20 protein-coding genes are annotated in these 20,481 nt (G+C 66.9%); 10 read left to right on the top strand and 10 right to left on the bottom strand.

Annotated features, from left to right (window positions below):
* Nucleotides 1-266: 266 nt before the first annotated feature.
* Nucleotides 267-779 carry a hypothetical protein gene (locus tag AC3WLE_RS12675; RefSeq protein WP_492321429.1) on the top strand — a complete coding sequence of 171 codons (513 nt, stop codon included), beginning with the start codon at nucleotides 267-269 and terminating at the stop codon, nucleotides 777-779.
* 12 nt (nucleotides 780-791) lie between these two features.
* Here AC3WLE_RS12675 and AC3WLE_RS12670 read toward each other — a convergent pair whose 3' ends face one another.
* On the bottom strand, nucleotides 792-1,382 hold the full coding sequence (locus AC3WLE_RS12670; RefSeq protein ID WP_010812915.1) for a peroxidase-related enzyme: 591 nt from the start codon (nucleotides 1,380-1,382) through the stop codon (nucleotides 792-794).
* A 180-nt stretch (nucleotides 1,383-1,562) separates the two neighbouring features.
* Between AC3WLE_RS12670 and waaC the strand changes: the two genes are divergently transcribed.
* Nucleotides 1,563-2,549, top strand: coding sequence for a lipopolysaccharide heptosyltransferase I (gene waaC / locus AC3WLE_RS12665; RefSeq protein ID WP_010812916.1), 987 nt, complete (start codon nucleotides 1,563-1,565; stop codon nucleotides 2,547-2,549).
* Between the two features lie 58 nt (nucleotides 2,550-2,607).
* Here waaC and msbA read toward each other — a convergent pair whose 3' ends face one another.
* On the bottom strand, nucleotides 2,608-4,338 hold the full coding sequence (msbA, locus tag AC3WLE_RS12660; protein WP_492321445.1) for a lipid A export permease/ATP-binding protein MsbA: 1,731 nt from the start codon (nucleotides 4,336-4,338) through the stop codon (nucleotides 2,608-2,610).
* Nucleotides 4,339-4,429: 91 nt separating this feature from the next.
* Nucleotides 4,430-5,203, bottom strand: a complete 774-nt coding sequence (locus AC3WLE_RS12655) for a glycosyltransferase family 25 protein (RefSeq protein WP_492351763.1) — start codon at nucleotides 5,201-5,203, stop codon at nucleotides 4,430-4,432.
* Nucleotides 5,204-5,502: 299 nt separating this feature from the next.
* On the opposite strand from AC3WLE_RS12655, the gene AC3WLE_RS12650 reads away from it, so the two are divergent.
* Together AC3WLE_RS12650 and AC3WLE_RS12645 are read left to right on the top strand one after the other, a co-directional pair.
* Nucleotides 5,503-6,282 (top strand): glycosyltransferase family 2 protein, encoded by a 780-nt coding sequence (locus tag AC3WLE_RS12650; protein ID WP_492351762.1) that lies wholly within the window; start codon nucleotides 5,503-5,505, stop codon nucleotides 6,280-6,282.
* Nucleotides 6,283-6,319: 37 nt separating this feature from the next.
* The gene (locus AC3WLE_RS12645) at nucleotides 6,320-7,393 is read left to right on the top strand and encodes a glycosyltransferase family 4 protein (RefSeq protein WP_492356518.1); all 1,074 of its coding nucleotides are present in this window, start codon (nucleotides 6,320-6,322) and stop codon (nucleotides 7,391-7,393) included.
* A 19-nt stretch (nucleotides 7,394-7,412) separates the two neighbouring features.
* Here AC3WLE_RS12645 and dnaE read toward each other — a convergent pair whose 3' ends face one another.
* Nucleotides 7,413-10,925, bottom strand: a complete 3,513-nt coding sequence (dnaE, locus tag AC3WLE_RS12640) for a DNA polymerase III subunit alpha (RefSeq protein ID WP_492356517.1) — start codon at nucleotides 10,923-10,925, stop codon at nucleotides 7,413-7,415.
* 207 nt (nucleotides 10,926-11,132) lie between these two features.
* On the opposite strand from dnaE, the gene AC3WLE_RS12635 reads away from it, so the two are divergent.
* Nucleotides 11,133-11,981 carry a sulfurtransferase gene (locus tag AC3WLE_RS12635; protein WP_492356516.1) on the top strand — a complete coding sequence of 283 codons (849 nt, stop codon included), beginning with the start codon at nucleotides 11,133-11,135 and terminating at the stop codon, nucleotides 11,979-11,981.
* Nucleotides 11,982-11,993: 12 nt separating this feature from the next.
* On the opposite strand, the gene AC3WLE_RS12630 is transcribed toward AC3WLE_RS12635, so the two are convergent.
* The 5 genes from AC3WLE_RS12630 to rpsP all read right to left on the bottom strand — a co-directional run bounded on the left by AC3WLE_RS12630 (nucleotide 11,994) and on the right by rpsP (nucleotide 15,111).
* The gene (locus AC3WLE_RS12630) at nucleotides 11,994-12,674 is read right to left on the bottom strand and encodes a CoA pyrophosphatase (RefSeq protein ID WP_010812923.1); all 681 of its coding nucleotides are present in this window, start codon (nucleotides 12,672-12,674) and stop codon (nucleotides 11,994-11,996) included.
* A gap of 154 nt (nucleotides 12,675-12,828) precedes the next feature.
* Nucleotides 12,829-13,221, bottom strand: a complete 393-nt coding sequence (rplS, locus tag AC3WLE_RS12625) for a 50S ribosomal protein L19 (protein WP_492321423.1) — start codon at nucleotides 13,219-13,221, stop codon at nucleotides 12,829-12,831.
* Nucleotides 13,222-13,296: 75 nt separating this feature from the next.
* Nucleotides 13,297-14,079 (bottom strand): tRNA (guanosine(37)-N1)-methyltransferase TrmD, encoded by a 783-nt coding sequence (gene trmD / locus AC3WLE_RS12620; protein ID WP_011614780.1) that lies wholly within the window; start codon nucleotides 14,077-14,079, stop codon nucleotides 13,297-13,299.
* A gap of 42 nt (nucleotides 14,080-14,121) precedes the next feature.
* Nucleotides 14,122-14,745 carry a ribosome maturation factor RimM gene (gene rimM / locus AC3WLE_RS12615; protein ID WP_492321444.1) on the bottom strand — a complete coding sequence of 208 codons (624 nt, stop codon included), beginning with the start codon at nucleotides 14,743-14,745 and terminating at the stop codon, nucleotides 14,122-14,124.
* A gap of 111 nt (nucleotides 14,746-14,856) precedes the next feature.
* Nucleotides 14,857-15,111, bottom strand: a complete 255-nt coding sequence (gene rpsP / locus AC3WLE_RS12610; protein WP_010812927.1) for a 30S ribosomal protein S16 — start codon at nucleotides 15,109-15,111, stop codon at nucleotides 14,857-14,859.
* A 152-nt stretch (nucleotides 15,112-15,263) separates the two neighbouring features.
* On the opposite strand from rpsP, the gene AC3WLE_RS12605 reads away from it, so the two are divergent.
* From AC3WLE_RS12605 to AC3WLE_RS12585, 5 genes are all read left to right on the top strand, one after another.
* Nucleotides 15,264-16,391, top strand: a complete 1,128-nt coding sequence (locus tag AC3WLE_RS12605; RefSeq protein WP_492321421.1) for a PQQ-dependent sugar dehydrogenase — start codon at nucleotides 15,264-15,266, stop codon at nucleotides 16,389-16,391.
* Between the two features lie 153 nt (nucleotides 16,392-16,544).
* Nucleotides 16,545-16,946, top strand: a complete 402-nt coding sequence (locus AC3WLE_RS12600; RefSeq protein ID WP_010812929.1) for a hypothetical protein — start codon at nucleotides 16,545-16,547, stop codon at nucleotides 16,944-16,946.
* A 292-nt stretch (nucleotides 16,947-17,238) separates the two neighbouring features.
* On the top strand, nucleotides 17,239-17,394 hold the full coding sequence (locus AC3WLE_RS12595; protein WP_492321420.1) for a hypothetical protein: 156 nt from the start codon (nucleotides 17,239-17,241) through the stop codon (nucleotides 17,392-17,394).
* 137 nt (nucleotides 17,395-17,531) lie between these two features.
* Complete coding sequence (locus tag AC3WLE_RS12590; protein ID WP_492321419.1) at nucleotides 17,532-18,023, top strand: NINE protein; 492 nt, start codon at nucleotides 17,532-17,534, stop codon at nucleotides 18,021-18,023.
* Nucleotides 18,024-18,045: 22 nt separating this feature from the next.
* A complete protein-coding gene (locus AC3WLE_RS12585) occupies nucleotides 18,046-18,954 on the top strand; it encodes a LysR family transcriptional regulator (protein ID WP_492356515.1) in 909 nt (302 codons plus the stop codon).
* Nucleotides 18,955-19,250: 296 nt separating this feature from the next.
* On the opposite strand, the gene AC3WLE_RS12580 is transcribed toward AC3WLE_RS12585, so the two are convergent.
* Complete coding sequence (locus AC3WLE_RS12580; RefSeq protein WP_492356520.1) at nucleotides 19,251-20,471, bottom strand: PA0069 family radical SAM protein; 1,221 nt, start codon at nucleotides 20,469-20,471, stop codon at nucleotides 19,251-19,253.
* Between the last annotated feature and the right edge of the window lie 10 nt (nucleotides 20,472-20,481).

Here is a 20,481-nt window from a genome sequence, read left to right as displayed (position 1 = left end):
GGCGGCGGCGAGCGATGGTTGAGAAAGGCTAGCACGCCGCATTCCGCATCTGTGTATCAAGCTGTTTACGAACGTAACCGCGCTGCAGCGCCTGCGCGTGTCCGCTAGCGTCCGTCTCCTTACGGACTCGGTGATGGTCCTACTCCAATTCCGTTTGCCATCCGCTATAACTAAGCCAACGTAGTCAGCGGCATCCGCACGGATGCCGCGCCCGGCTTGCCGCCCCGATGCGGGGCGCGGCCCGGTCGGCAAGCAAGGAGTCCGGCATGAACGCCACGAACCATGGGACCTGTCTGCTGGCCCTTCTGTTGTCGGTGGCGTGCGCGCCATTGCCGATTGCCAAGCGCGCCCCCGCACCGCCGCCCGAGGCGAAGGGCGAAGCGGTCGCCGCCGCGCCCAAGGAGCGCGCCACCCCGATCGCGAACAAGACCATCAACATTGCCGCCGCCTGCAAGCGCACCGAGGAAGACGGCTTCCGCGAAGACGCGCTGATGGACGTCAAGGCCAACGAGGTGCGTGCGCTCAAGTGGAAGCTATGGGTATCGCGGCGCGGCAGTTGCGAATTCAACCTGGCCGAGTTCCGCCAGGTCCGCGCGACCCCGCACATCGAACTGCAGGCCATCGACGGCAGCCAGTGCAAGCTGCTGGTGTGGCAGGATCCGCGCCGCGTGACGCTGGCCCATAACCGCTGCGAGAAGCACTGCACGCCCGGCATCTACGAGCAGGCGTGGCCGGTGCTGTTCGACCCCAAGAGCGGTGCCTGCGCCGAGGTGCGCTGAGCCGCTGCGGCGTTACTTCGCTTTCGGCACCCGGCCCATCAGGTAGAACTCGTCGTTCGGGCGCATGCTGACGGTGTTGGCCATCCGGTTCGACAGGCCGAAGAACGCCGTGATGGCGGCAATATCCCAGGCATCCTCCTCGGAAAAACCGTGCTCGCGCAGCGCAGCAAAGTCGGCATCGCCGACTTCATGCGACGCCTTGCACACCTTCATCGCAAAGTCGAGCATCGCGCGCTGGCGCTGCGGAATATCCGCCTTCAGGTAGTTCACCGCCACCTGGTCCGCCACCAGCGGCTTCTTCTCATAGATGCGCAGGATCGCGCCATGCGCCACCACGCAGTACAGGCACTGGTTGGCGCCGGAAGTCGCCACCACGATCATCTCGCGCTCGCCCTTGGTCAGGCCGCCCTCCTTGAGCATGAGCGCGTCGTGGTAGGCGAAGAACGCGCGGAACTCGTCGGGACGGTGCGCCAGCGCCAGGAAGACGTTGGGGACGAAGCCGGCTTTTTCCTGGACTTCCAGGATGCGGGCGCGGATGTCGTCGGGGAGGTCGGTCAGCGCGGGAACGGGGTAGCGGCTGATGGCGAATGCCGGGTCGGACATGGTGGTCTCCTGTTGGATAGGCGTCATCGATCGTGGGCTTCTGATGCAGATACTAACGGATCGGCATGAGTGTGGCGGGCGCCATGTCGCCCATGCATCGCACGGACACATGTCCCCTGCATAAGGCATACTACGCACCTTCCGAACCAGGCGGGCACACTGCCCACCATACTGTTCCTGATGAAACGTATTCTCATCGTCAAGCTGACCTCTCTCGGCGACATGGTGTTCACCCAGCCGCTGGTCGCGGACCTGCAGCGGGCCTTTCCCGGCGTCAAGATCGACTGGATCGCCGACTCATATTGCGCCGACGTGCCGCGCTGGAATCCGAATATCGAGCGTGTGATTTCCGCGCCGCTGCGCGGCTTCAAGAAATCGCGCAATTGGGCTGGCTTGCGTGCGATCTTCAGTGCGCTGCGTGAACTGCGCCGCGAGAAGTACGATGCGGTGCTGGACGTTCACGGCGTCTACAAGAGCGCCATCGTGACGTTCCTGGCACGCACGCGCAATCGCTATGGCTACCCCGTGGCAGAGTTGGGCGAGAGCGGCGCACGCTTCGCCTACAACCATGTGTTCCAGCCATTTGTCGAAGAAGATTGCGCGCGGCAGCGGATGCGCCGCGCCGTCAGCCGCGCCCTGGGCTATGAGCTGACCAGGGACATGGACTACGGCCTGGAGATGCCCGCAGACACGCCGGCGCCGGCCGCCAAGGGTCCGTACGCGATGCTGTTCCATGCCACCTCGAGCGAGGAAAAGAAGTGGCCGGTCGCCGACTGGATCAGCGTGGGCAGCGCGATCTCGGCGCGCGGGCTGCGCGTGCTGGTGCCCTGGGGCAACGACGCGGAGCGCAAGGAAGCCGAAACCATCGCCGCCAGCGTGCCCAACGCCGAAGTGATGCCACGCCTGAGCATCACCGGCGTGGCGCAGATGGTAGGCAAGGCATCGCTGGTGGTTGGCATGGACACCGGCTTCGTGCATATCGCCGATGCGCTGCGCCGCCCGACCGTGATCCTGTTCACGACCACGTCGCGCCACCTGTACGGCGTCGATGCGCCGGGCCGCGCGGTCTCGCTGGGCGGCGGCGGCGTGGTGCCGCGGCGGGATCAGGTGCTGGCTGCCATCGATGAAGTGCTGGGCGTGCAGCCGCCCGTCACCTCGCCAAACTGAGCACGAAGGAAACGACAAAGGCCGGCGCAAGCGCCGGCCTTTGTCGTTGGCAGGTCCGTTACCCTTGCTGCGTCGCGAACTGGATCCGGTGCAGCCCGGCGTACAGGCCGTTGGCCGCCAGCAGCTGCGCGTGCGTGCCCTGCTCCGCCACGCGGCCGTGGTCCAGCACGGCGATGCGGTCGGCGTTCTCGATGGTGGACAACCGGTGCGCAATCACCAGCGTGGTCCGGCCCTTCATCAGTTCCTCCAGCGCCGCCTGGACCTGGCGCTCGGACTCCGAATCCAGTGCCGAAGTCGCCTCGTCCAGGATCAGGATGGGCGCGTTCTTATACAGCGCCCGGGCAATCGCCAGCCGCTGGCGCTGGCCGCCGGACAACTTCATGCCGTTGTCGCCGATATTGGTGTTCAGGCCCTCCGGCAGCCCCTTGACCGTTTCCGTCAGGTAGGCGGCCGCCAGCGCGCGCTCAACGCGGGCCATGTCGATCTCGCTGTCGGATTGCGCGCCATATGCCACGTTGGCGGCGACGGTGTCGTTGAACAGCACCACGTCCTGGCTGACGAAGGCAATCTGGTTGCGCAGGTCCTTCAGCGACAACTCGGTCAGCGGCGTGCCATCCAGCAGGATGCGCCCGCCAGTCGGGTCGAAGAAGCGCGGCACCAGGTTGACCAGCGTGGTCTTGCCGCTTCCCGACGGACCCACCAGCGCCACCACTTCGCCCGGACTGACGCGCAGGTCAATGCCCTCCAGCGCGGCACGCGATGCTTCACCGTAGCGGAAGCCGACTTGCTCGAAGGCAAGTTCGCCACGGGCACGATCCAGCATCTTGCCACCGTCCTGCGGCTCGATCGGTTCATCGATCAGCCGGAAGATCATCTCGGCTGCGGTGATGCCGCGCGTCAGCGGCTGGTTGATGTCGGTCAGGTGCTTGAGCGGCGAGATCAGCAGCAGCATCGCCATCACAAAGCCGGTAAAACCGCCCACCGTGGTCTGGTTGGCCTGCGCCTGCACCATCGCAATGGTGATGATCACCGACAGCGCCAGCGCGGCCAGGAAGGCCGTGACCGGCTGGTTCAGCCCGCCGGCAACCGCCATGCGCATCGAGTAGTTCTTGAGCCGCTCGGCCACGGTGCGGAAGCGGCCCATCTCGTAGGCCTCGCCGCCGTGCAGCTTGACCACCTTGTAGCCGCCCACGGCCTCTTCCACGACATAGGCAGCGTTGTTGGTAAAGGCCTGGTGATCGCGGTTGAGCTTGCGCAGCCGGCGGTTGATCTTCGACATCAGGTAGCCGATCACCGGCAGGATCACCGCCACGATCAGCGTCAGGCGCCAGTTGGTATAGAACAGGTAGATCAGCAGCGCCACAACCGTCAGCGAGTCCCGCACCAGCGTGATAAAGACGCTGGTCAGGATCTGCAGCACCTGGTTGACCTCGAAGATCACGGCATTGATCAGCGAAGCCGCCGTGTTGCGGTGGAAGAACGACGCCGGCGCCTGCAGCAGGCGCTCGAACATCTGCAGGCGCATCTTCAGCAGCACGCGGTTCGAGATCAGGTTCAGCAGGTAGCCCGAGGCAAACTGCGCCAGGCCGCGGATCAGGGCCACGCCGGTCAGGATGGCGGGGACATGCCACAGCGTGCCGGCGTAGTCGCCGCCGAAGCCCTTGTCGAGCAGGTCATTGACAACTTTGGGGATCACCCCTTCGCTGCCCGCGACCACGGCCATGGCGAGGATAGCGCCGATGAAGATGCGTAACTCGGGGCGCAGGTAAGACCAGAGCCGGCTGGCCATGCTGGACGGCACGGCGGCACCTGGCGAAATGGGCGGTTTGGATGTGGTCACTGATATGTCTTGTGTGTGGAGGCGGCGTGCCGGCCCGGCGCTAGCCCGGCCGCTTCTGCCGGGCTACCCGAAGGAAGGGCCTGACGATGAGCTGGAACAGGAAGCGCTGATAGACGTAGCGGCGCAGATAATAGCCGATGCTGCGCTGAGCCTTGTCGGTGGCGTCCAGGTCGGCGCGATGCGTTTCGAGCGACGAGGTCTCGGCCAGCTCGGTCAGGCCGATGCAATATGGCACCACCGCACTGACCGACACCAGGCCCTGCTTTTCGAAGGCCGACCAGTAGTCGGCCGCGCACCACATCGGCTGCAAGCCCGCCAGCAGCCGTTGCGCTGCGGCGCGCGTCACCACGTAGCCGTGCGCGCGCCACCATTCGCCGTAGCGCCTGACCAGGCGTCGTTCACCGCCGAGCCTGCGGGCACCCCAGCGGGTGTACTTGTCGACATGGGACAGCAGCACCACCTCGGCCCGGTCCGGATCCAGACGCGACTCCAGGTCGGCCAGCACGGTTGCCAGGTCGGGGCCGGGCGAAGCATCGTCCTCCAGCACCAGCGCAAAGGCGGCGCCGTCGTCAAGCATCTTGCGGTATACACCGAGGTGGCTCAACCCGCACCCGACCTCGCCCCGGCTCATGGGGCGGTAGCGCGCGGCGGCGGCGGCGGCATCGTACTTGCTGGCCACTTCCTGCTCCGCCAGCACGCGGCCATCCACGGCCCGGAACACCTGGAACGGGATGCCAAGGCCCGCCAGCTGGCCGGAAATGCGCTCCCGGCGTTCCCGCGCGGAGTCGAGATTGATGACGTAGGCGCCGATCATGCGGCCAGCACCTGTGTGTCCGGTCTTGCCCGGATTGCAGCCGGCGACAGAGAGACCAATGCTGCACGCGCAGGCAGAAGGAAGACTTCTTCCATCCCGGCGGAACGGAACAATTGTGCTCGTATCATCAACTTGAGTTTCAGGAAGCGGCCCGCTAGCCGACTCGATGGCATCAGGGTGCGCGGAGGGCGCCATGCGCCAGTGCGGTAGAATACGCGGTCTCGATCCAGCGCCTGGCGCCGTGGGCGACTCCGGCGGCCCGTCGGTCTTGTCCGACCTGCGTGCCTCCCCTATGTTCCATGAGAGTCTCGGCCGTCATCATTACCAGGAATGAAGCTCACAATATCGGGCCATGCCTCGAAAGCGTGTCCTGGTGCGAAGAGGCGATTATAGTGGATTGGGCCAGCACGGATGACACTGTGGCGATTGCGCGTGCCGCCGGCGCCACCGTCATCCAGACCGACGACTGGCCTGGCTTCGGCCCGCAGAAGAACCGCGCGGTTGACGCCGCCACGGGCGACTGGATCCTGAGTCTCGATGCCGACGAACGTGTCACGCCCGCCCTGCGCGACGAGATCCTGGGCCATCTGAAGCGGGCCGACGCCCACGCGCTTGCGCTGCCGCGCCTGTCAGCGTTCTGCGGCACCTTCGTGCGCCACGCCGGCTGGTACCCGGACTATGTGACCCGCGTCTTCCGCAAGGGCCGCGGCCGCTTCACGGATGACCTGGTCCACGAACACCTGAAGGTGGACGATCCGGTCACCCATCTGCGCGAGCCGCTTGTCCATTACAGCTACCGCACACTGTCGGACGTGCTGCGCAAGATCGACAGCTACTCCAGCGCAGGCGCGCAGCAGGCCTACGCGCGGGGCAAGCGTAGTTCGGTGGCGTCCGCCGCGGGGCACGGCCTGTGGGCCTTCATCCGGACCTACGTGCTCAAGCGCGGCTTCCTGGACGGCAGCGCAGGCTTCGGCGTGGCGCTGATGAATGCGCAGGCAAGCTACTACAAGTACGCCAAGCTGGCGCAGTTGCAGGCCGACACCAGCCTCAAGGCAGCCGCCCCTGAGGTCACCCGTTGAGGCGGCCGGCCGCCCCTCCCCTTTATTCCATGCATCGATGAAAGTTGGCATCTCCTGCAATCGCTTCGGCGCTGGCGGCGGCCTGGAACGCTATGCGCTCGACATCAGCCGGGCCATGGCAGGCCGCGCCGGCACCGAGGTGTCGGTCTACGCGCGCCGCTTCGACGCCGGCGTGGCAGAGTCGGCCAGCATTGCCCCGCACCGGATCGTGGTGTCGTGGCTGCCTGGCAAGCTGCGCGACCGCTACTTCTCGTGGCGGCTGCAAGCGCGCCGTCCCGCGGACGAAGTGCTGATTGGCTGCAACCGCGTGCGCGGCTCCGATATCGCCATCTGCGGCGGCACCCATCGCGGCTATCTCGGCGCGCGCGGCACGACAGCGCGCCGCTCCGACCAGTGGCAGATCGACCTGGAGAGTGCGCAGTATGCTGGCGCGCACCGCGTGGTGGCACATTCGGCGCTGATGCGCCGCGAGGTGATCGAGCTGTACGGGATGCCGCCGGACCGCGTGGAACTGATCTACCCGCCGGTCGACACGCAGCGCTTCACGCCGGTCGACGCCGACGCGCGCGCCGCGTTGCGCCGTGAGTTCGGTTTCGGTGACGATGAGGTCGTGTTCCTGTTCCCGTCCTCGGGCCATGCCCGCAAGGGTTTCGACCTGCTTGCCGACTATTTCTCCAAATCGGACCTGCCGATCACGCTTGCCGTGGCCGGCCGTCCGGTCGGGCGCACCATCCCGCGGGTACGGGAACTGGGCTACAGCAGCCGCATCGACGCGCTCTACCGCGCCGCGGACTTCACCATCCTGGCGTCGGGCTATGAACCGTTCGGACTGGTCGGCGTGGAATCGGTGCTGTGCGGCACACCGCTGGTCTTTGCCGACAATATTGCCTGCCTGGAGGTGATCCGGCCGCAGGCGGTGCATGCCTTCGCACGCGATCGCGCCGAGACGCTCGACCGCGCGATTCGCGCCGCGGTCGACGCGGCACGCAGCGGCCAAGGCCGGCTGGCGGATCCGATGGCGATGCTCGACTACGATCCGGGCATCGAGGCCCACGTCGACGCGTTGCTAGCGCTGGCGGCCAGCGCGCGCGCCGCCCGGCAGGCGGCCTGAGACCGCCGCTGCCGTCGGTTTATTCGTAGAGGGTGCTGACGCTGTCCGGCGACAGTGCCAGCCGCAACGCGGTCAGCGCCTCGTCGGAGGGCACCACCTTCCAGTCCGCTCCGAGCATGGCCTCGCACGAAGCCGCCGCCGACTGGTAGTGGATGCGCACCGGCAAACCCTGTCCACCGCTGGCGCGGGCCAGGTGCGGCATCAGCAGTTCACGCAACATCCCGGTCGACGAATTCCCATTCATCGACAACCGCACGGCGCTGGCAAACTTGACGCGTGCGGCCACCAGGTCCATCACCGATTCCGCCGTAAACCTCACCCCACCGGTAAACGTATCGTGCCGCGCATTCCCCGTGGCGATCAGCAGCTCATCCTCGCGGAACATGTGCCGGTTGGCGTCGAACAGCTCGTTGAACACCGTCATCTCGACCAGCCCCGTGCCGTCGTCGAGCGTGACGATCACCATCTTGCCGCGCTGGGTCATCTGCGTGCGGACGCCGCTGATCACGCCGGCGATGGTCTTGCCGCGCACATCGCGGCCGAAGCCGCCGCCGTTGCCCTGCACTTCCTTTTCCAGCGCGGCCAGCGTGCCCTTGTTGAAGCGGCGCACCTCGTCGCGGTAGGCATCGAACAGATGGCCTGAGAAGTAGTAGCCGAGCGCCTGCTTTTCTTCCTGCAACGTGCGCTTGGGACTCCAGCGCGGTTCGTCGAGCAGCTCGGGGCGGTGCGCATCGCCGGCATCGCCCATCAGGTCGAACAGCGACACCTGGTTGGCGGACTCGGCCTTCTGCTCGGCGGCCTCCATCGCGATCGGCACCGAGGCCAGCAGCTGGGCGCGGTTGTCGTTCAGGCTGTCGAAGGCGCCGGCGCGGATCAGCGCCTCGATGGTGCGGCGATTGACCTGGCGGCGGTCGACGCGTTCGCAGAAGTCGAACAGATCGGTGAACGGCCGCTCCTCGCGCGCGCGCAGGATATCTTCGATCGCGCCCTGGCCGCTGCCCTTGATGCCGCCCAGGCCGTAGCGGATGGTCTTGGGATCGGTCGGCGCGAAGCGGTATTCGCTGGCGTTGACGTCCGGCGGCAGCACCGCGATCTTGTTGAGCTTGCAGTCCTCGTAGAGGATCTTGACCTTGTCGGTGTCATCCATGGCCAGCGACATGTTGGCTGCCATGAATTCGGCCGGATGGTGGGCCTTGAGCCAGGCGGTGTAGTACGCCAGCAGCGCATACGCGGCCGCGTGCGACTTGTTGAAGCCGTAGCCCGCGAACTTCTCCATCAGGTCGAAGATGTCGTCGGCCTGCTGCGCGGAGAGGCCGTTCTTGTCGGCGCCTTCGCGGAACATGACGCGATGCTGGGCCATCTCCTCGGGCTTCTTCTTGCCCATGGCGCGGCGCAGCAGGTCGGCGCCGCCGAGCGAGTAGCCGCCGATGATCTGCGCCATCTGCATCACCTGCTCCTGGTAGACCATGATGCCGTAGGTCTCTTTCAGGACGGGTTCGACGCGCGGATCCGGGTACTCCACCTTCTCGCGGCCGTGCTTGCGCGCGCAGAAGCTGGGGATCAGGTCCATCGGGCCCGGGCGGTACAGCGCCACCAGCGCGATGATGTCCTCGAAGCGGTCAGGCTTGGCGTCCTTCAGCATGCCCTGCATGCCGCGGCTTTCCAGCTGGAACACGGCGACCGTGTTGGCGGTCTTGAGGATATCGAAGGCGGGACTGTCGTCGAGCGGGATATGGCTGCAATTCCAGTCGGCCTTGCTCGGATCGAGGCGGCGGATATAGCGCTCGGCCCAGTCCAGGATGGTCAGTGTGGTCAGGCCCAGGAAGTCGAACTTGACCAGGCCGGCGGCCTCGACGTCGTCCTTGTCGTACTGGCTGACCACGCCGCTCATGCCGTCGTTCTGCGCGCCCTGCGTGTACAGCGGGCAGAAGTCGGTCAGCCTGCCGGGCGCGATCAGCACGCCGCCGGCGTGCATGCCGACGTTGCGGGTCATGCCTTCGACGCGCTGTGCCAGCTCCAGCAGCTGGCGCACTTCCTCCTCGTTGTTCTCGCGCTCGGTCAGCAGCGGCTCTTCCTTCTTGGCTTCCTCGATGGTGACCAGCTTGCCCGGCTTGAACGGGATCAGCTTGGCGATGCCATCGACAAAGCCGTAGCCGAGATCGAGCACGCGGCCCACGTCGCGCACCGCGGCCTTGGCCGCCATGGTGCCGAAGGTGGCGATCTGCGATACCGCGTCCTTGCCGTACTTCTCCTTCACGTATGTGATCACGCGATCGCGGCCGTGCTGGCAGAAGTCGATGTCGAAGTCGGGCATCGAGACCCGTTCCGGGTTCAGGAATCGCTCGAACAGCAGCGCGTACTTGAGCGGGTCCAGATCGGTAATGCCGAGCGCATACGCGACCAGCGAGCCGGCGCCCGAACCGCGGCCCGGTCCCACCGGCACGCCGTTGTTCTTGGCCCAGTTGATAAAGTCCGCCACGATCAGGAAGTAGCCGGGGAAGCCCATCTTGATGATGGTGCCGGTCTCGAACTCCAGCCGTGCGTAGTATTCCGGGCGCTTGGATTCGCGCACCGCCTCGTCGGGGAACAGCACCACCAGGCGCTTCTCCAGCCCGTCCTTGGCCATGTAGACCAGGTAGTCGTCCAGCGACATGCCGTCGGGCGTCGGGAACAGCGGCAGGCGCGGCTTGCCCAGTTCCAGCGTCAGGTTGCAGCGGCGCGCGATCTCGACCGCGTTCTCCAGTGCCGAGGGGATGTCGGCGAACAGCGCGCACATCTCGTCCTGGGTCTTGAAGTACTGGTCAGTGGTAAAGCGCCGCGTGCGGCGCGGATTGGCCAGCAGCTCGCCCTCGGCGATGCACACGCGCGCCTCGTGCGCGGTGTAGTCGTCCGGCGTCATGAACTGCACCGGATGCGTGGCCACCACCGGCAGTTGCAGTTCCGCCGCCAGTTGCACGGCCTGCTGCACGTAGGCATCGGTGCCGGCGTTTTCGGCGCGCTGCAGTTCGATGTAGAAGCGTTGCGCGAATACCGTGGACCAATGCTGTGCCGCGCGGCGCGCACCGTCGGCATTGCCGTTGGCCAGCGCCATGCCGATATCGCCACCCATTGCGCCCGACAGGGCGATCAGGCCGGTCGCGAGCGGCAGGTCGTCCTCGCCGGGTTCCAGGAACCAGGCCGGATCGATCTCGGCGCGGCCGCGGTGCTGGTTGCCCAGCCACGCGCGCGACAACAGCATGCACAGGTTCAGGTAGCCGCGGCGGTCCTGCACCAGCAGCAGCAGGCGCGACGGCTTGTCGCGGTCTTCGGCGTTGGTGAGCCAGACGTCGGCACCGACCACCGGCTTCACGCCCTTGCCGCGCGCCTCCTTGTAGTAACGGATCAGCCCGAAGGCGTTGGCGAGGTCCGTCAGGGCGAGCGCGCCCATGCCGTCGGCGGCAGCGGCCTTGACGGCGTCTTCCAGGCGGACGATGCCGTCCACGATGGAGTATTCGGAATGCAGGCGGAGGTGTACGAAGCGGGGTGCGGACATGGGCGACATTGTACCGGCTCGGGCCGCTGGCATGCCTCCGATATTGCGTGCAGGCGGCCTGGCGCGAGGGCCCGGCATAGCCGATCGGAGTGCTTGGGAATGCGCGGCGGCGGCGCCCGCACGCGTTATAATTTCGCCTTTCCAATCAGGCAGTTATCGCAAGCCGTCGGCGCCCTCCGGGACGCGGCCGTGCAGGCGCAGTCTCCCATGCAGATCGTCAATATTTCCGCTTACAAATTCGTCTCGCTGGACGACATCGAGACCCTGCGCCCGGCCATGCGCGAGCGCTGCGAAGCGGCCGGCCTGAAGGGCACGATCCTGCTCGCGCCCGAAGGCATCAATATGTTCCTGGCCGGGCCGCGCGCAGCCATCGACGGTTTCATGGCCTGGCTGCACGCCGATGCGCGCTTTGCCGATATCGCGCCCAAGGAAAGCCTGTCGGAAAACCAGCCCTTCAAGCGCATGCTGGTGCGCGCCAAGAAGGAAATCATCACCATGAAGATGCCGCTGATCCGCCCCGAGGAAGGCCGCGCGCCGTCAGTGCGTCCGGCCGACCTGAAGCGCTGGCTGGACCAGGGGCACGACGACGAAGGCCGCCCGGTGGTGATGCTGGACACGCGCAATGATTTCGAAGTCGCGGTTGGCACGTTCGAAGACGCCGTGGAATATGACATCGCCAAGTTCAGCGAATTTCCCGATGCAGTGGCGGCCCACAAGGCGGAACTGGAAGGCAAGACCGTGGTGTCGTTCTGCACCGGCGGCATCCGCTGCGAGAAGGCGGCGATCCATATGCAGGAAGTCGGCGTCGAGCGCGTGTACCAGCTTGAGGGCGGCATCCTGAAATACTTCGAGGAAGTCGGCGGCAGCCACTATCGCGGCGACTGCTTCGTCTTTGACTACCGCACCGCGCTGAACCCCAACCTGGAGCCGGCCGGTCCCAAGCAGTGCTTTGCCTGCCGCGCGGTGGTCACGCCGCAGGAGCAGCAAAGCCCGCACTACGTGGTCGGCAAGAGCTGCCCCCACTGCATCGGCAGCAAGGACCAGGCCGCAGCGTAAGAAGCCGGCGGCTCAGGCCGCCAGCAGGTGGTAAAGATTGCGCAGCATGCCCGCGGTGGCACCCCAGATAAAGCGGTGGCCGCCAGTCTCGCGCGGATAGGGCATGGCGTAGAACACCCGCTCGCCGTCGACCCAGCGGAACAGCCGCCGTTCATGGTGGGACGGGTCCATCAGGAACGCGAGCGGCACCTCGAAGACATCGGCAACCTCCGAGGCATCCGGGCGCAGCGTGAAACCGTCGCGCACCAGCCCTACCACGGGGCTCACGTGGAAACCGGTGCCGGTGATGTAGTCCGGCAGCGCACCCAGCACTTCGACATAGTCGCGCGCCAGCCCCACTTCTTCCTCCGTCTCGCGCAGCGCGGTGTCGATACGGTTGACATCCCATGACTCCTGCCGCCCGCCCGGGAAGCTGATCTGCCCGGCATGCGCGCTCAGGTTGGCATTGCGCTGCGTCAGCAGCACCGTCAGGCCGTCATGGCGCTCCACCAGCGGCACCAGCACGGCGGCGTCGCGCAGCCCGCGGCTGCGGTCATAGACGCGCGATTCATCGGTCAGCTCCGGCGCCCAGGCCGGCGGCACCCGGAAGCGGTGCCGGATAAAGTCCACCTCAAGCCGCGGCGCGCTCAGGGCGCCGTTGCGCAGGTCGGTGTCGATGACGGGGAGGGATTCGGGATCGAAAGCAGGACGCATAACATCGCAAGTATGACAGAAGCGCGCATTCTGGCGCTGCAGCAAAAACGCCTGCCGCTTCCATCGTTTGTGCCGCGCCAATGCAAAAAGGGCACCCCGGGGGTGCCCTTCCTGAGGAAACGCTGGCCGGGCTGCCCCGGCCGGCGTGCCCAGCTTACTGCGCAGCCTTGGCAGCGACAGCAGCCTTCGACACCAGCTTCTCCTTGATACGTGCGGACTTGCCCGAACGCTGGCGCAGGTAGTACAGCTTCGCACGACGCACGTCGCCGCGACGCTTCACTTCGATGGCAGCGATCAGCGGCGAGTACAGCTGGAACGTACGTTCCACGCCTTCACCCGACGAGATCTTGCGCACGATGAAGGACGAATTCAGGCCGCGGTTGCGCTTGGCAATCACGACGCCTTCGTAGGCCTGCACGCGCTTGCGGTTACCTTCCACCACGTTCACGCTGACGATCACGGTGTCGCCAGGTGCGAATGCGGGGATGGTCTTGTTCGCGGTCAGACGCGCGATCTCTTCCTTCTCGATCTGCTCGATGATGTTCATCGTTTTTTCTCCGTAGCCATCGTGCCGGCGTTGTATGCCCCAGGCATTGCCCGGGCCCCGGCAGAGGATGGGGTTTTACCTGGCGGGGGTCTCCCCCCGCCCTTCCTTCGCCGCCCATTCCGACAAGAACTTTTCGTCGGCCCGGGTCAGCAAACCTTGTTTGCGAGCGGCCTCGATCAGATCGGGGCGCTTGCTCGCGGTATTGGCCAGCGCCTGCTGGCGCCGCCATTTCTCGATCTCGGCGTGATGGCCCCCGAGCAGGATCTCGGGCACCCGCACGCCTTCATATTCTTCCGGCCGCGTGTAGTGCGGACAATCCAGCAGGCCGTTGACGAAGCTGTCCTGCACGGCCGACTGCGCATCGCCCAGCACGCCGGGCAGATGCCGCACCACGGCGTCGATCAGCGCCATCGCCGGCAGTTCGCCGCCCGACAGCACAAAGTCGCCGAGGCTGATTTCCTCGTCCACGCGGCGGTCGATCAGCCGCTGGTCGATGGCCTCATACCGGCCGCACAGCAAGACCAGGCCCGGCCGTTCGGCCAGCTCCATCACCTTGGCATGCGACAGCGTCTTGCCCTGCGGCGACATCAGCACCACATGCGGCTCTGGCACGCCGGCCTGCGCCTGTGCCGCCACCGCGGCATCGATCGCGTCATCCAGCGGCTTGGCCAGCATCACCATGCCGGGGCCGCCGCCGTAAGGACGATCGTCGATGGTGCGGTAGTTGTCGACCGTGAAATCACGCGGATTCCAGGTACGCAAGCCATAGCGCTGCTGCTTGGCCGCCCGGCTGGTGATACCCCAGTCGGTCAGCGCGCGAAACATGTCGGGAAACAGCGTGATCACATCGAACTGCATCCGCTCTCTCCCTTCCGAACCCTGCACCGCGAAGGCACGGGTTCAGTAATCGAGCCCCCAGTCGACCACGATGCGCTTGCCCGCGGTATCGACCGAGCGCAGGAACGCATCGACAAACGGGATCAGCCGTTCACCGGCCTTGCCGTCAGGGAGCACGCAGGCCACCTGCAGGATCTGGTGGGCACCGTTGTCGATCAGCCCGGACACCTCGCCCAGCAACTCGCCTTGCTCGTTGCTGACGGCGCAGCCGATCAGGTCGACCCAGTAGAACTCATCTTCTTCCGGCGCGGGAAAATCCGCACGCCGGATCCACACGCGACGGCCCTTGAGCGCTTCCGCAAGATTGCGGTCGGCCACGCCGGACGCTTGCGCCACGACGGTGCCGCTGTGCTCGCGCGACTGCGCGATCTTCACGCAGACGGGCTGGGCACGCGACGCATCGGCCGCCACCAGCCCCGCCTGCGGCGGTGCCAGCAGCCACCAGCGGCGGGCATGCAGCAGGGCCGAAGCATCATCGGCATGCGGCAAGACCTTGATCCAGCCGCGGATGCCGTAGGCAGCGCCAATATAGCCGACCTCCACCAGGTCTTCCGGCAGGGGGTCGGCATACAGGAGCGCCGCGGGCAGTTTGCAAGCCTTTTGCGGCTCGCCCTGGGGCTGAACCAGCGGTCGGTTCAGCGGCCGGGCGGCGCCCTGCTTTCGTTCAGTCACGTGTGCAATAAGAACGCGCCCGGCCGGCCGTAAAAACGGCTCGACGGGGCGCGCTGCAGGCGACTATCAGGCAGCAGCCTTGGCGGCGCCTTGCTTGACCAGGCGGGCAACGGTCGGCGACAGCTGGGCGCCAACACCTTGCCAGTAGGCCAGGCGGTCTTGCGCCAGGCGCAGGCCTTCTTCACCTTCCGTAGCCAGCGGGTTGTAGAAACCAACGCGCTCAATGAAACGACCATCGCGACGGTTGCGCGAGTCGGTGGCGACGATGTTGAAGAACGGGCGCTTCTTGCTGCCGCCGCGAGCCAGACGGATAACGACCATGGAATGATTCCTCAGAAAACGGGGTGTTCGAGGACGTTCGAACACGAAACGCAAGAGTATAGCCCAATTACCGAGGCCAAACAAACACTTAGGTGATTGACGCGCGCCTGCCGTGCAGGCATCGTGGCAAAAACCGCGACAGGAGGCCCGACATGCGCCCCGTTCTGCACTTCATGGCCCGCACCTTACGGCCGGCTTCCCTGCTCGCCATTGTACTGCTGGCAGGCACCGGGTCCGCGCCGGCCGCCCTGCCGCTGGACCAGGTCCGGCTGCCGCCTGGTTTCCGCATCGAGGTGCTGACGCAGGACGTGCCGGGCGCACGCGCCATGGCGATGTCGCCGTCGGGCACGCTCTTCGTCGGCTCGCGCAGCGAAGGCAAGGTCTACGCGGTGACTGACGCGCTGGGGGCCCGGCCGCGCGTGCGCACGGTCGCCACCGGGCTGCGCATGCCGGTCGGCGTGGCGTTGCACGACGGCAGCCTGTATGCGTCCTCGCTGTCGAAGATCGTGCGGATCGACCATATCGAGGCCAGCCTCGACCAGCCGCCGGCACCAACGGTGGTGAGCGACCGCTTCCCGACAGACGGGCATCACGGCTGGAAATTCATCGCCTTCGGCCCCGACGGCTACCTCTACGTGCCGGTCGGCGCGCCATGCAATATCTGCGCGCCGGACGAGAACCGCTACGCCAACATCATGAAGATGAAGCCCGACGGCAGCGACCTGCAGGTAGTGGCACGCGGCGTGCGCAACACCGTCGGCTTCGACTGGCACCCGGCCACGCGCGAGCTGTGGTTCACCGACAACGGCCGCGACCGCATGGGCGACGACGTGCCCGACGACGAGCTCAACCGCGCCACCGCTGCCGGCCAGCATTTCGGCTACCCGTACTGCCATGCCGGCACGGTTGCCGATCCCGAATACGGCAGCCAGCGGCCCTGCGCCGAGTTCGTGCCGCCGGTGGCTCGCCTGGGCGCGCACGTCGCGGCCCTGGGCATGCGCTTCTACACCGGCACGCAATTCCCGGCGGCCTACCGCAACAACGTCTTCATTGCCGAGCACGGCAGCTGGGACCGCAGCGAGCCGTCCGGCTACCGCGTGGTCCGCGTGGCGCTGGACGATGCCGGCAAGGCGGTGCGCCAGGAGGTGTTCGCGCAGGGCTGGCTGCGCGGCGGCAGGCCGTGGGGCCGCCCGGTCGACGTCCTGGTTGCGCCGGACGGTTCGCTGCTGGTCAGCGACGACCTTGCCGGGGCCATTTACCGCATCCGCTACCGACCCTGAATCCCGCTGAAAACCCCACGGAACGGGGGTCTGGGTGGCCGAAACAATCCGTTACACCGGTAACGGGATTGGCATAGGCGCCCCGATGGCCCATGCGTACCATGAACCCATCTTCCAACAGCAACACAGCGCGTCAGGAACCTGGGAATCCGCATGCTCACCCGCTCTCTCCTGCGCGACCTGGTGGCTGGCATCCTGGTGGCCTCGGGCCTGGTCGGCGCGGTTGCCACCAGCCATGCCCAGGTCGCGTTCTGGCAACAAGTACGGCCCGATAGCCGGTCCGCACGGATGCAGCCGCAGCCCCGCGACGGCTGGCAGATGGCCAGCGTGCGCGCCGAGAGCCGCGAGCACGTGCAAGCCCAGATCGACCGCATGGAGGCACGTGCCCGTGCCGACGATCGCCTGAGCGGGCGCCGCGCCGCACTGGCTGGTGCCCGCGACGACAACCGCGGCCGGGGCCAGGAACGCGACAACCCCAATGAAGCCCGCAACGACTCCCGGCCAGGCAACGTCGGCCCCGGCTGGCAGGCACGTGGCCGCGACAATGGCCGATAAAGGTCACTGCTGACGGCTGTCGGCACACCCCCGCCCGTCGCCGCACTGCCCAACGGTCTTGCGGCGGTTCGCGGAACTCCGCCCCCGCTCCCCCGGTCTCTATTCAAGTGTGCGCCCCGCTTTGCGGGTGCCACGCACAGGCTGCCGCCCGGCGCTGCCCGGGGCTCACAGCGTGCCGTCCAGTGCAGACGGCAATCGAACTGACCTGCCTCTGCCCGACACCTCCTGCCGGACCCGATCAAGACGGCCCGGGCGCAGCCTCCAGAAAGACAATAATTCTGTGAGGTTTGTCATGTCACCCCTTCTTAGCGACCTGGCCGAACACGCGGGCCAGTTATCGCTGTCAATCCTGTTCATGGGCCTCCTGACCCTGGTCCTCTACGGCGAAACCCATATCAGCGAGCACGCGGTGGCCTTCCTGGACGGCCTGCAGTCCGGCTGGCATTAGCGCCGTCCTGCGCGTCTTCTGACGCACTTCCCTTTCTTGCGCTGACTGCCGGCGTACAATGTGGGCCGGCCGGTACCCGTGTGCCGCCGTTCCTGTGCCGGTGCATTTGCCGGCCCGCAACCGCCGGAAATCCGACCATGCCTGCAGCCACGCCAGCCCGCCATGCCTCCACACTCGCCTCGCCGCCCGCCCGCGGCAAATCGAAGCTGCTGACCGTGGCGCTGGCGTTCCTGTGCGGCAGCCTGGGCGCGCATCGCTTCTACCTGGGCGGCCTGCGCGATCCGTATGGCTGGGTGCACCTGCTGGCGCTGCTGGCAGGCGCGCTCGGCGTGGCCTCGATGGCGACCGGCGCGGGCAGCCCGGCGCTGAACTGGACCTTCGCCGTCGCCGGCGGAGCCTCCGTCATCAGCGCCTTCCTGGCGGCCATCGTCTACGGACTGCGCCCGGACGACAAATGGGACGCACGCTTCAACCAACTCGGCAAACCTACACGCTCCGGCTGGCCGGTAGTGATCCTGGTGATCCTGTCGCTGCTGATCGGCACCGGGCTGCTGATGGCAGGGCTGGCGATCAGTTTCCAGACCTTCTTCGAATCGCAGGTCGAGGCCGCCCGCGCGTTGTCGCAATAGCGGCCGCGGCGGCATTGGCGCCGTGCATTTCGACCTGCTCGACATTGCCGTCTTCGTCCGCGCCGCGGCGCTGGGCAACCTGTCGGCCGCCGCACGCGACCTGGGCTTGTCCACCTCCAGCGCCAGCGCCCGCCTGGGCCGGCTGGAACAGTCGCTGGGCAGCCGCCTGCTGCATCGCACCACACGGCGGCTGGCACTCACCGCCGACGGCGAGCGCTTCCTGCCGCATGCGGAGCAGTTGCTTGCCACCGCGGATCTGGCCAGCGCATCGGTCGGCACCAGCGCCGAGCGCCCGCGCGGGCAGTTGCGCGTGACCGCGCCGGCGTCCTTCGGGCGCCAGCATGTCTCGCCAGCGCTGCCCGAATTCCTTGCCGCCTATCCCGATATCGTGCTTGACCTGCGCCTGACCGACCAGGTGATCGGACTGGTCGATGCCAGCATCGACGTGGCGCTGCGCATGGGCGTGCTGCCCGATTCCACGCTGGTGGCACGCGCGCTCGCACCCAGCCACCGCGTGATCTGCGCCTCACCCGCCTACCTGCAGCGCCACGGCGTGCCGCGCCACCCGGACGACCTGCGCCAGCACAACTGCCTGGTGCTGGCCGACCAGTCGGCGTGGCGCTTCAATACGCCACTGGGCGAGACCGTGGTGCACGTGCGCGGCAACCTGCGCGTGGATAACGGCGAAGTGCTGCGCGACGCGGTGGTGGCCGGCGTCGGCATCTCGCTCAAGTCGACCTGGGATGTGGGCCCGCTGTTGCGCAGCGGCGCGCTCGTGACAGTACTGGACGAATACCCGGTGGTGCCGGCAGTGTCGATCTGGGCAGTGTTTCCCAGCCGGCACCTGGTACCGCCCAAGACACGCGCCTTCGTGGATTTCTTCGCCGACCGCTTCGGCAACCCGCCCTATTGGGACCGGCCCGATACCTAGAGCGCACTGCGCGCTTGCGCACGATCAAGGCCGGCGCAAACGGCGGTTCTCCTTTCCGCCAATTCGCCCATACTGGTAGAGCCGTCCGATTCCGGCGGCGTCACGCGCGGCGGGGCCACACCCTGGCGCAAAGGAGCAAGCATCGACATGCCAACCTATGAGGAAGGACGCCTGGCGGCGATCGCTGTCAGGCTGGCGCTGTCCTCGGGACTGCCGCCATCGAGCGCGAAGGCCGCGCTGGAACTCGCCAGCAGCATGATCGGCGACCAGCAGGCCACCGAACGCGCCCGGAAGACTCAGAACAGCGAACCCTGCGGATCGTCCTTGCCGCGGGGCCCCCTGACTGGCGGGCGGAAACGCGACGTATCCAGCTCGAACCGGTTGTAACGAAACCCTAGCCGTTCGGCGGCCTTGTAGAAACGCTGACGCAGCAAGTCCGCCCACACGCCCGTACCGCGCATGCGCGAGGCAAAGCTGGCATCGTAGGCTTTGCCCTCGCGCATGTCGCGCACGCGGTTCATCACCCGTTCCGCACGCTCGGGAAAATGCGCCAGCAGCCATTCCTCGAACAGCGGCCGCACTTCCCAGGGCAGCCGCAGCACGATGTAGTTTGCATAGACGGCGCCCGCTTCGTGCGCCGCTTCCAATACACGCTCAAGGTCGGGTTCGGTGATGAACGGGATCACCGGGGCGATGCTCACACCCACCGGGATGCCGGCGTCGGTCAGCGTGCGGATGGTGCGCAGCCGGCGTGACGGCGTGGCCGCGCGCGGCTCCAGCGTGCGCGCGATACCGGCGTCCAGCGTGGTGATGGTGACCGCCGCCACCGCCAGCCGCTTCGCCGCCATCGGCGCGAGCAGGTCGATATCGCGCTCGATCAGAGACGACTTGGTAATCAGCGCCACCGGGTGGTCGCACTCGTTCAGCACCTCCAGCACGCCGCGCGTGATGCGCTGTTCGCGCTCGATCGGCTGGTAGGCGTCGGTGTTGACGCCCAGCGCGATGGTCTCGCAGCGGTACGACGGCCGTGCCAGCGCCTCGCGCAGCCGCTCGGCGGCGTTGGTTTTGGCATAAAGCTGCGTTTCAAAGTCCAGCCCCGGCGACAGGTCCAGGTAGGCGTGCGTCGGCCGGGCGAAGCAGTAGATGCAGCCGTGCTCGCAACCGCGGTAGGGGTTGAGCGAGACATCGAACGGGATGTCGGGCGATGCATTGCGCGTCAGGACCGAACGGGCGCGCTCGATATGGACTTCCGTGCGCAGCGGCGGCAGCGGGGCGGCTTCCGGCGACGGTGCGGCCTTGATGGTACGCGGTGCCTCTTCCGGTGCACTGCCCCAGCCATCGTCGAACGCTTCACGCAGGTCGCGCTCGAAACGCCCCTGCAGGTTGCTCACGGCGCCCCGGCCCTTGCGCGCCACGGGCGGCCGCGGGCCTGCCTGCGGCGCGAGCGCGTCGGGGTCGGCGTCGGGCCGCGTCGGGCGGCTGCTGGCAGGCTTGGGTTTCGGCGGGGGGCGCTCCATGCTGGCCTTG

It is taken from the genome of Cupriavidus sp. FW306-1B-F12B (genome assembly GCF_058781795.1).
The sequence above is the reverse complement of the archived record's forward strand: the minus strand, read 5'-3'. Positions and strand labels throughout refer to the sequence as shown.

Excerpts from the sequence above, each read along its gene's own strand:
- AC3WLE_RS12635 (WP_492356516.1), top strand. The coding sequence starts at position 11,133 with ATGCAGATCGTCAATATTTCCGCTTACAAATTCGTCTCGCTGGACGAC.
- AC3WLE_RS12580 (WP_492356520.1), bottom strand. The coding sequence starts at position 20,471 with ATGGAGCGCCCCCCGCCGAAACCCAAGCCTGCCAGCAGCCGCCCGACG.
- AC3WLE_RS12670 (WP_010812915.1), bottom strand. The coding sequence starts at position 1,382 with ATGTCCGACCCGGCATTCGCCATCAGCCGCTACCCCGTTCCCGCGCTG.
- rplS (WP_492321423.1), bottom strand. The coding sequence starts at position 13,221 with ATGAACATCATCGAGCAGATCGAGAAGGAAGAGATCGCGCGTCTGACC.
- msbA (WP_492321445.1), bottom strand. The coding sequence starts at position 4,338 with ATGGCCAGCCGGCTCTGGTCTTACCTGCGCCCCGAGTTACGCATCTTC.
- AC3WLE_RS12600 (WP_010812929.1), top strand. The coding sequence starts at position 16,545 with ATGCTCACCCGCTCTCTCCTGCGCGACCTGGTGGCTGGCATCCTGGTG.
- AC3WLE_RS12645 (WP_492356518.1), top strand. The coding sequence starts at position 6,320 with ATGAAAGTTGGCATCTCCTGCAATCGCTTCGGCGCTGGCGGCGGCCTG.
- AC3WLE_RS12655 (WP_492351763.1), bottom strand. The coding sequence starts at position 5,203 with ATGATCGGCGCCTACGTCATCAATCTCGACTCCGCGCGGGAACGCCGG.
- AC3WLE_RS12590 (WP_492321419.1), top strand. The coding sequence starts at position 17,532 with ATGCCTGCAGCCACGCCAGCCCGCCATGCCTCCACACTCGCCTCGCCG.
- rpsP (WP_010812927.1), bottom strand. The coding sequence starts at position 15,111 with ATGGTCGTTATCCGTCTGGCTCGCGGCGGCAGCAAGAAGCGCCCGTTC.
- trmD (WP_011614780.1), bottom strand. The coding sequence starts at position 14,079 with ATGCAGTTCGATGTGATCACGCTGTTTCCCGACATGTTTCGCGCGCTG.
- AC3WLE_RS12595 (WP_492321420.1), top strand. The coding sequence starts at position 17,239 with ATGTCACCCCTTCTTAGCGACCTGGCCGAACACGCGGGCCAGTTATCG.
- AC3WLE_RS12630 (WP_010812923.1), bottom strand. The coding sequence starts at position 12,674 with ATGCGTCCTGCTTTCGATCCCGAATCCCTCCCCGTCATCGACACCGAC.
- dnaE (WP_492356517.1), bottom strand. The coding sequence starts at position 10,925 with ATGTCCGCACCCCGCTTCGTACACCTCCGCCTGCATTCCGAATACTCC.
- AC3WLE_RS12650 (WP_492351762.1), top strand. The coding sequence starts at position 5,503 with ATGAGAGTCTCGGCCGTCATCATTACCAGGAATGAAGCTCACAATATC.
- AC3WLE_RS12605 (WP_492321421.1), top strand. The coding sequence starts at position 15,264 with ATGCGCCCCGTTCTGCACTTCATGGCCCGCACCTTACGGCCGGCTTCC.
- waaC (WP_010812916.1), top strand. The coding sequence starts at position 1,563 with ATGAAACGTATTCTCATCGTCAAGCTGACCTCTCTCGGCGACATGGTG.
- AC3WLE_RS12675 (WP_492321429.1), top strand. The coding sequence starts at position 267 with ATGAACGCCACGAACCATGGGACCTGTCTGCTGGCCCTTCTGTTGTCG.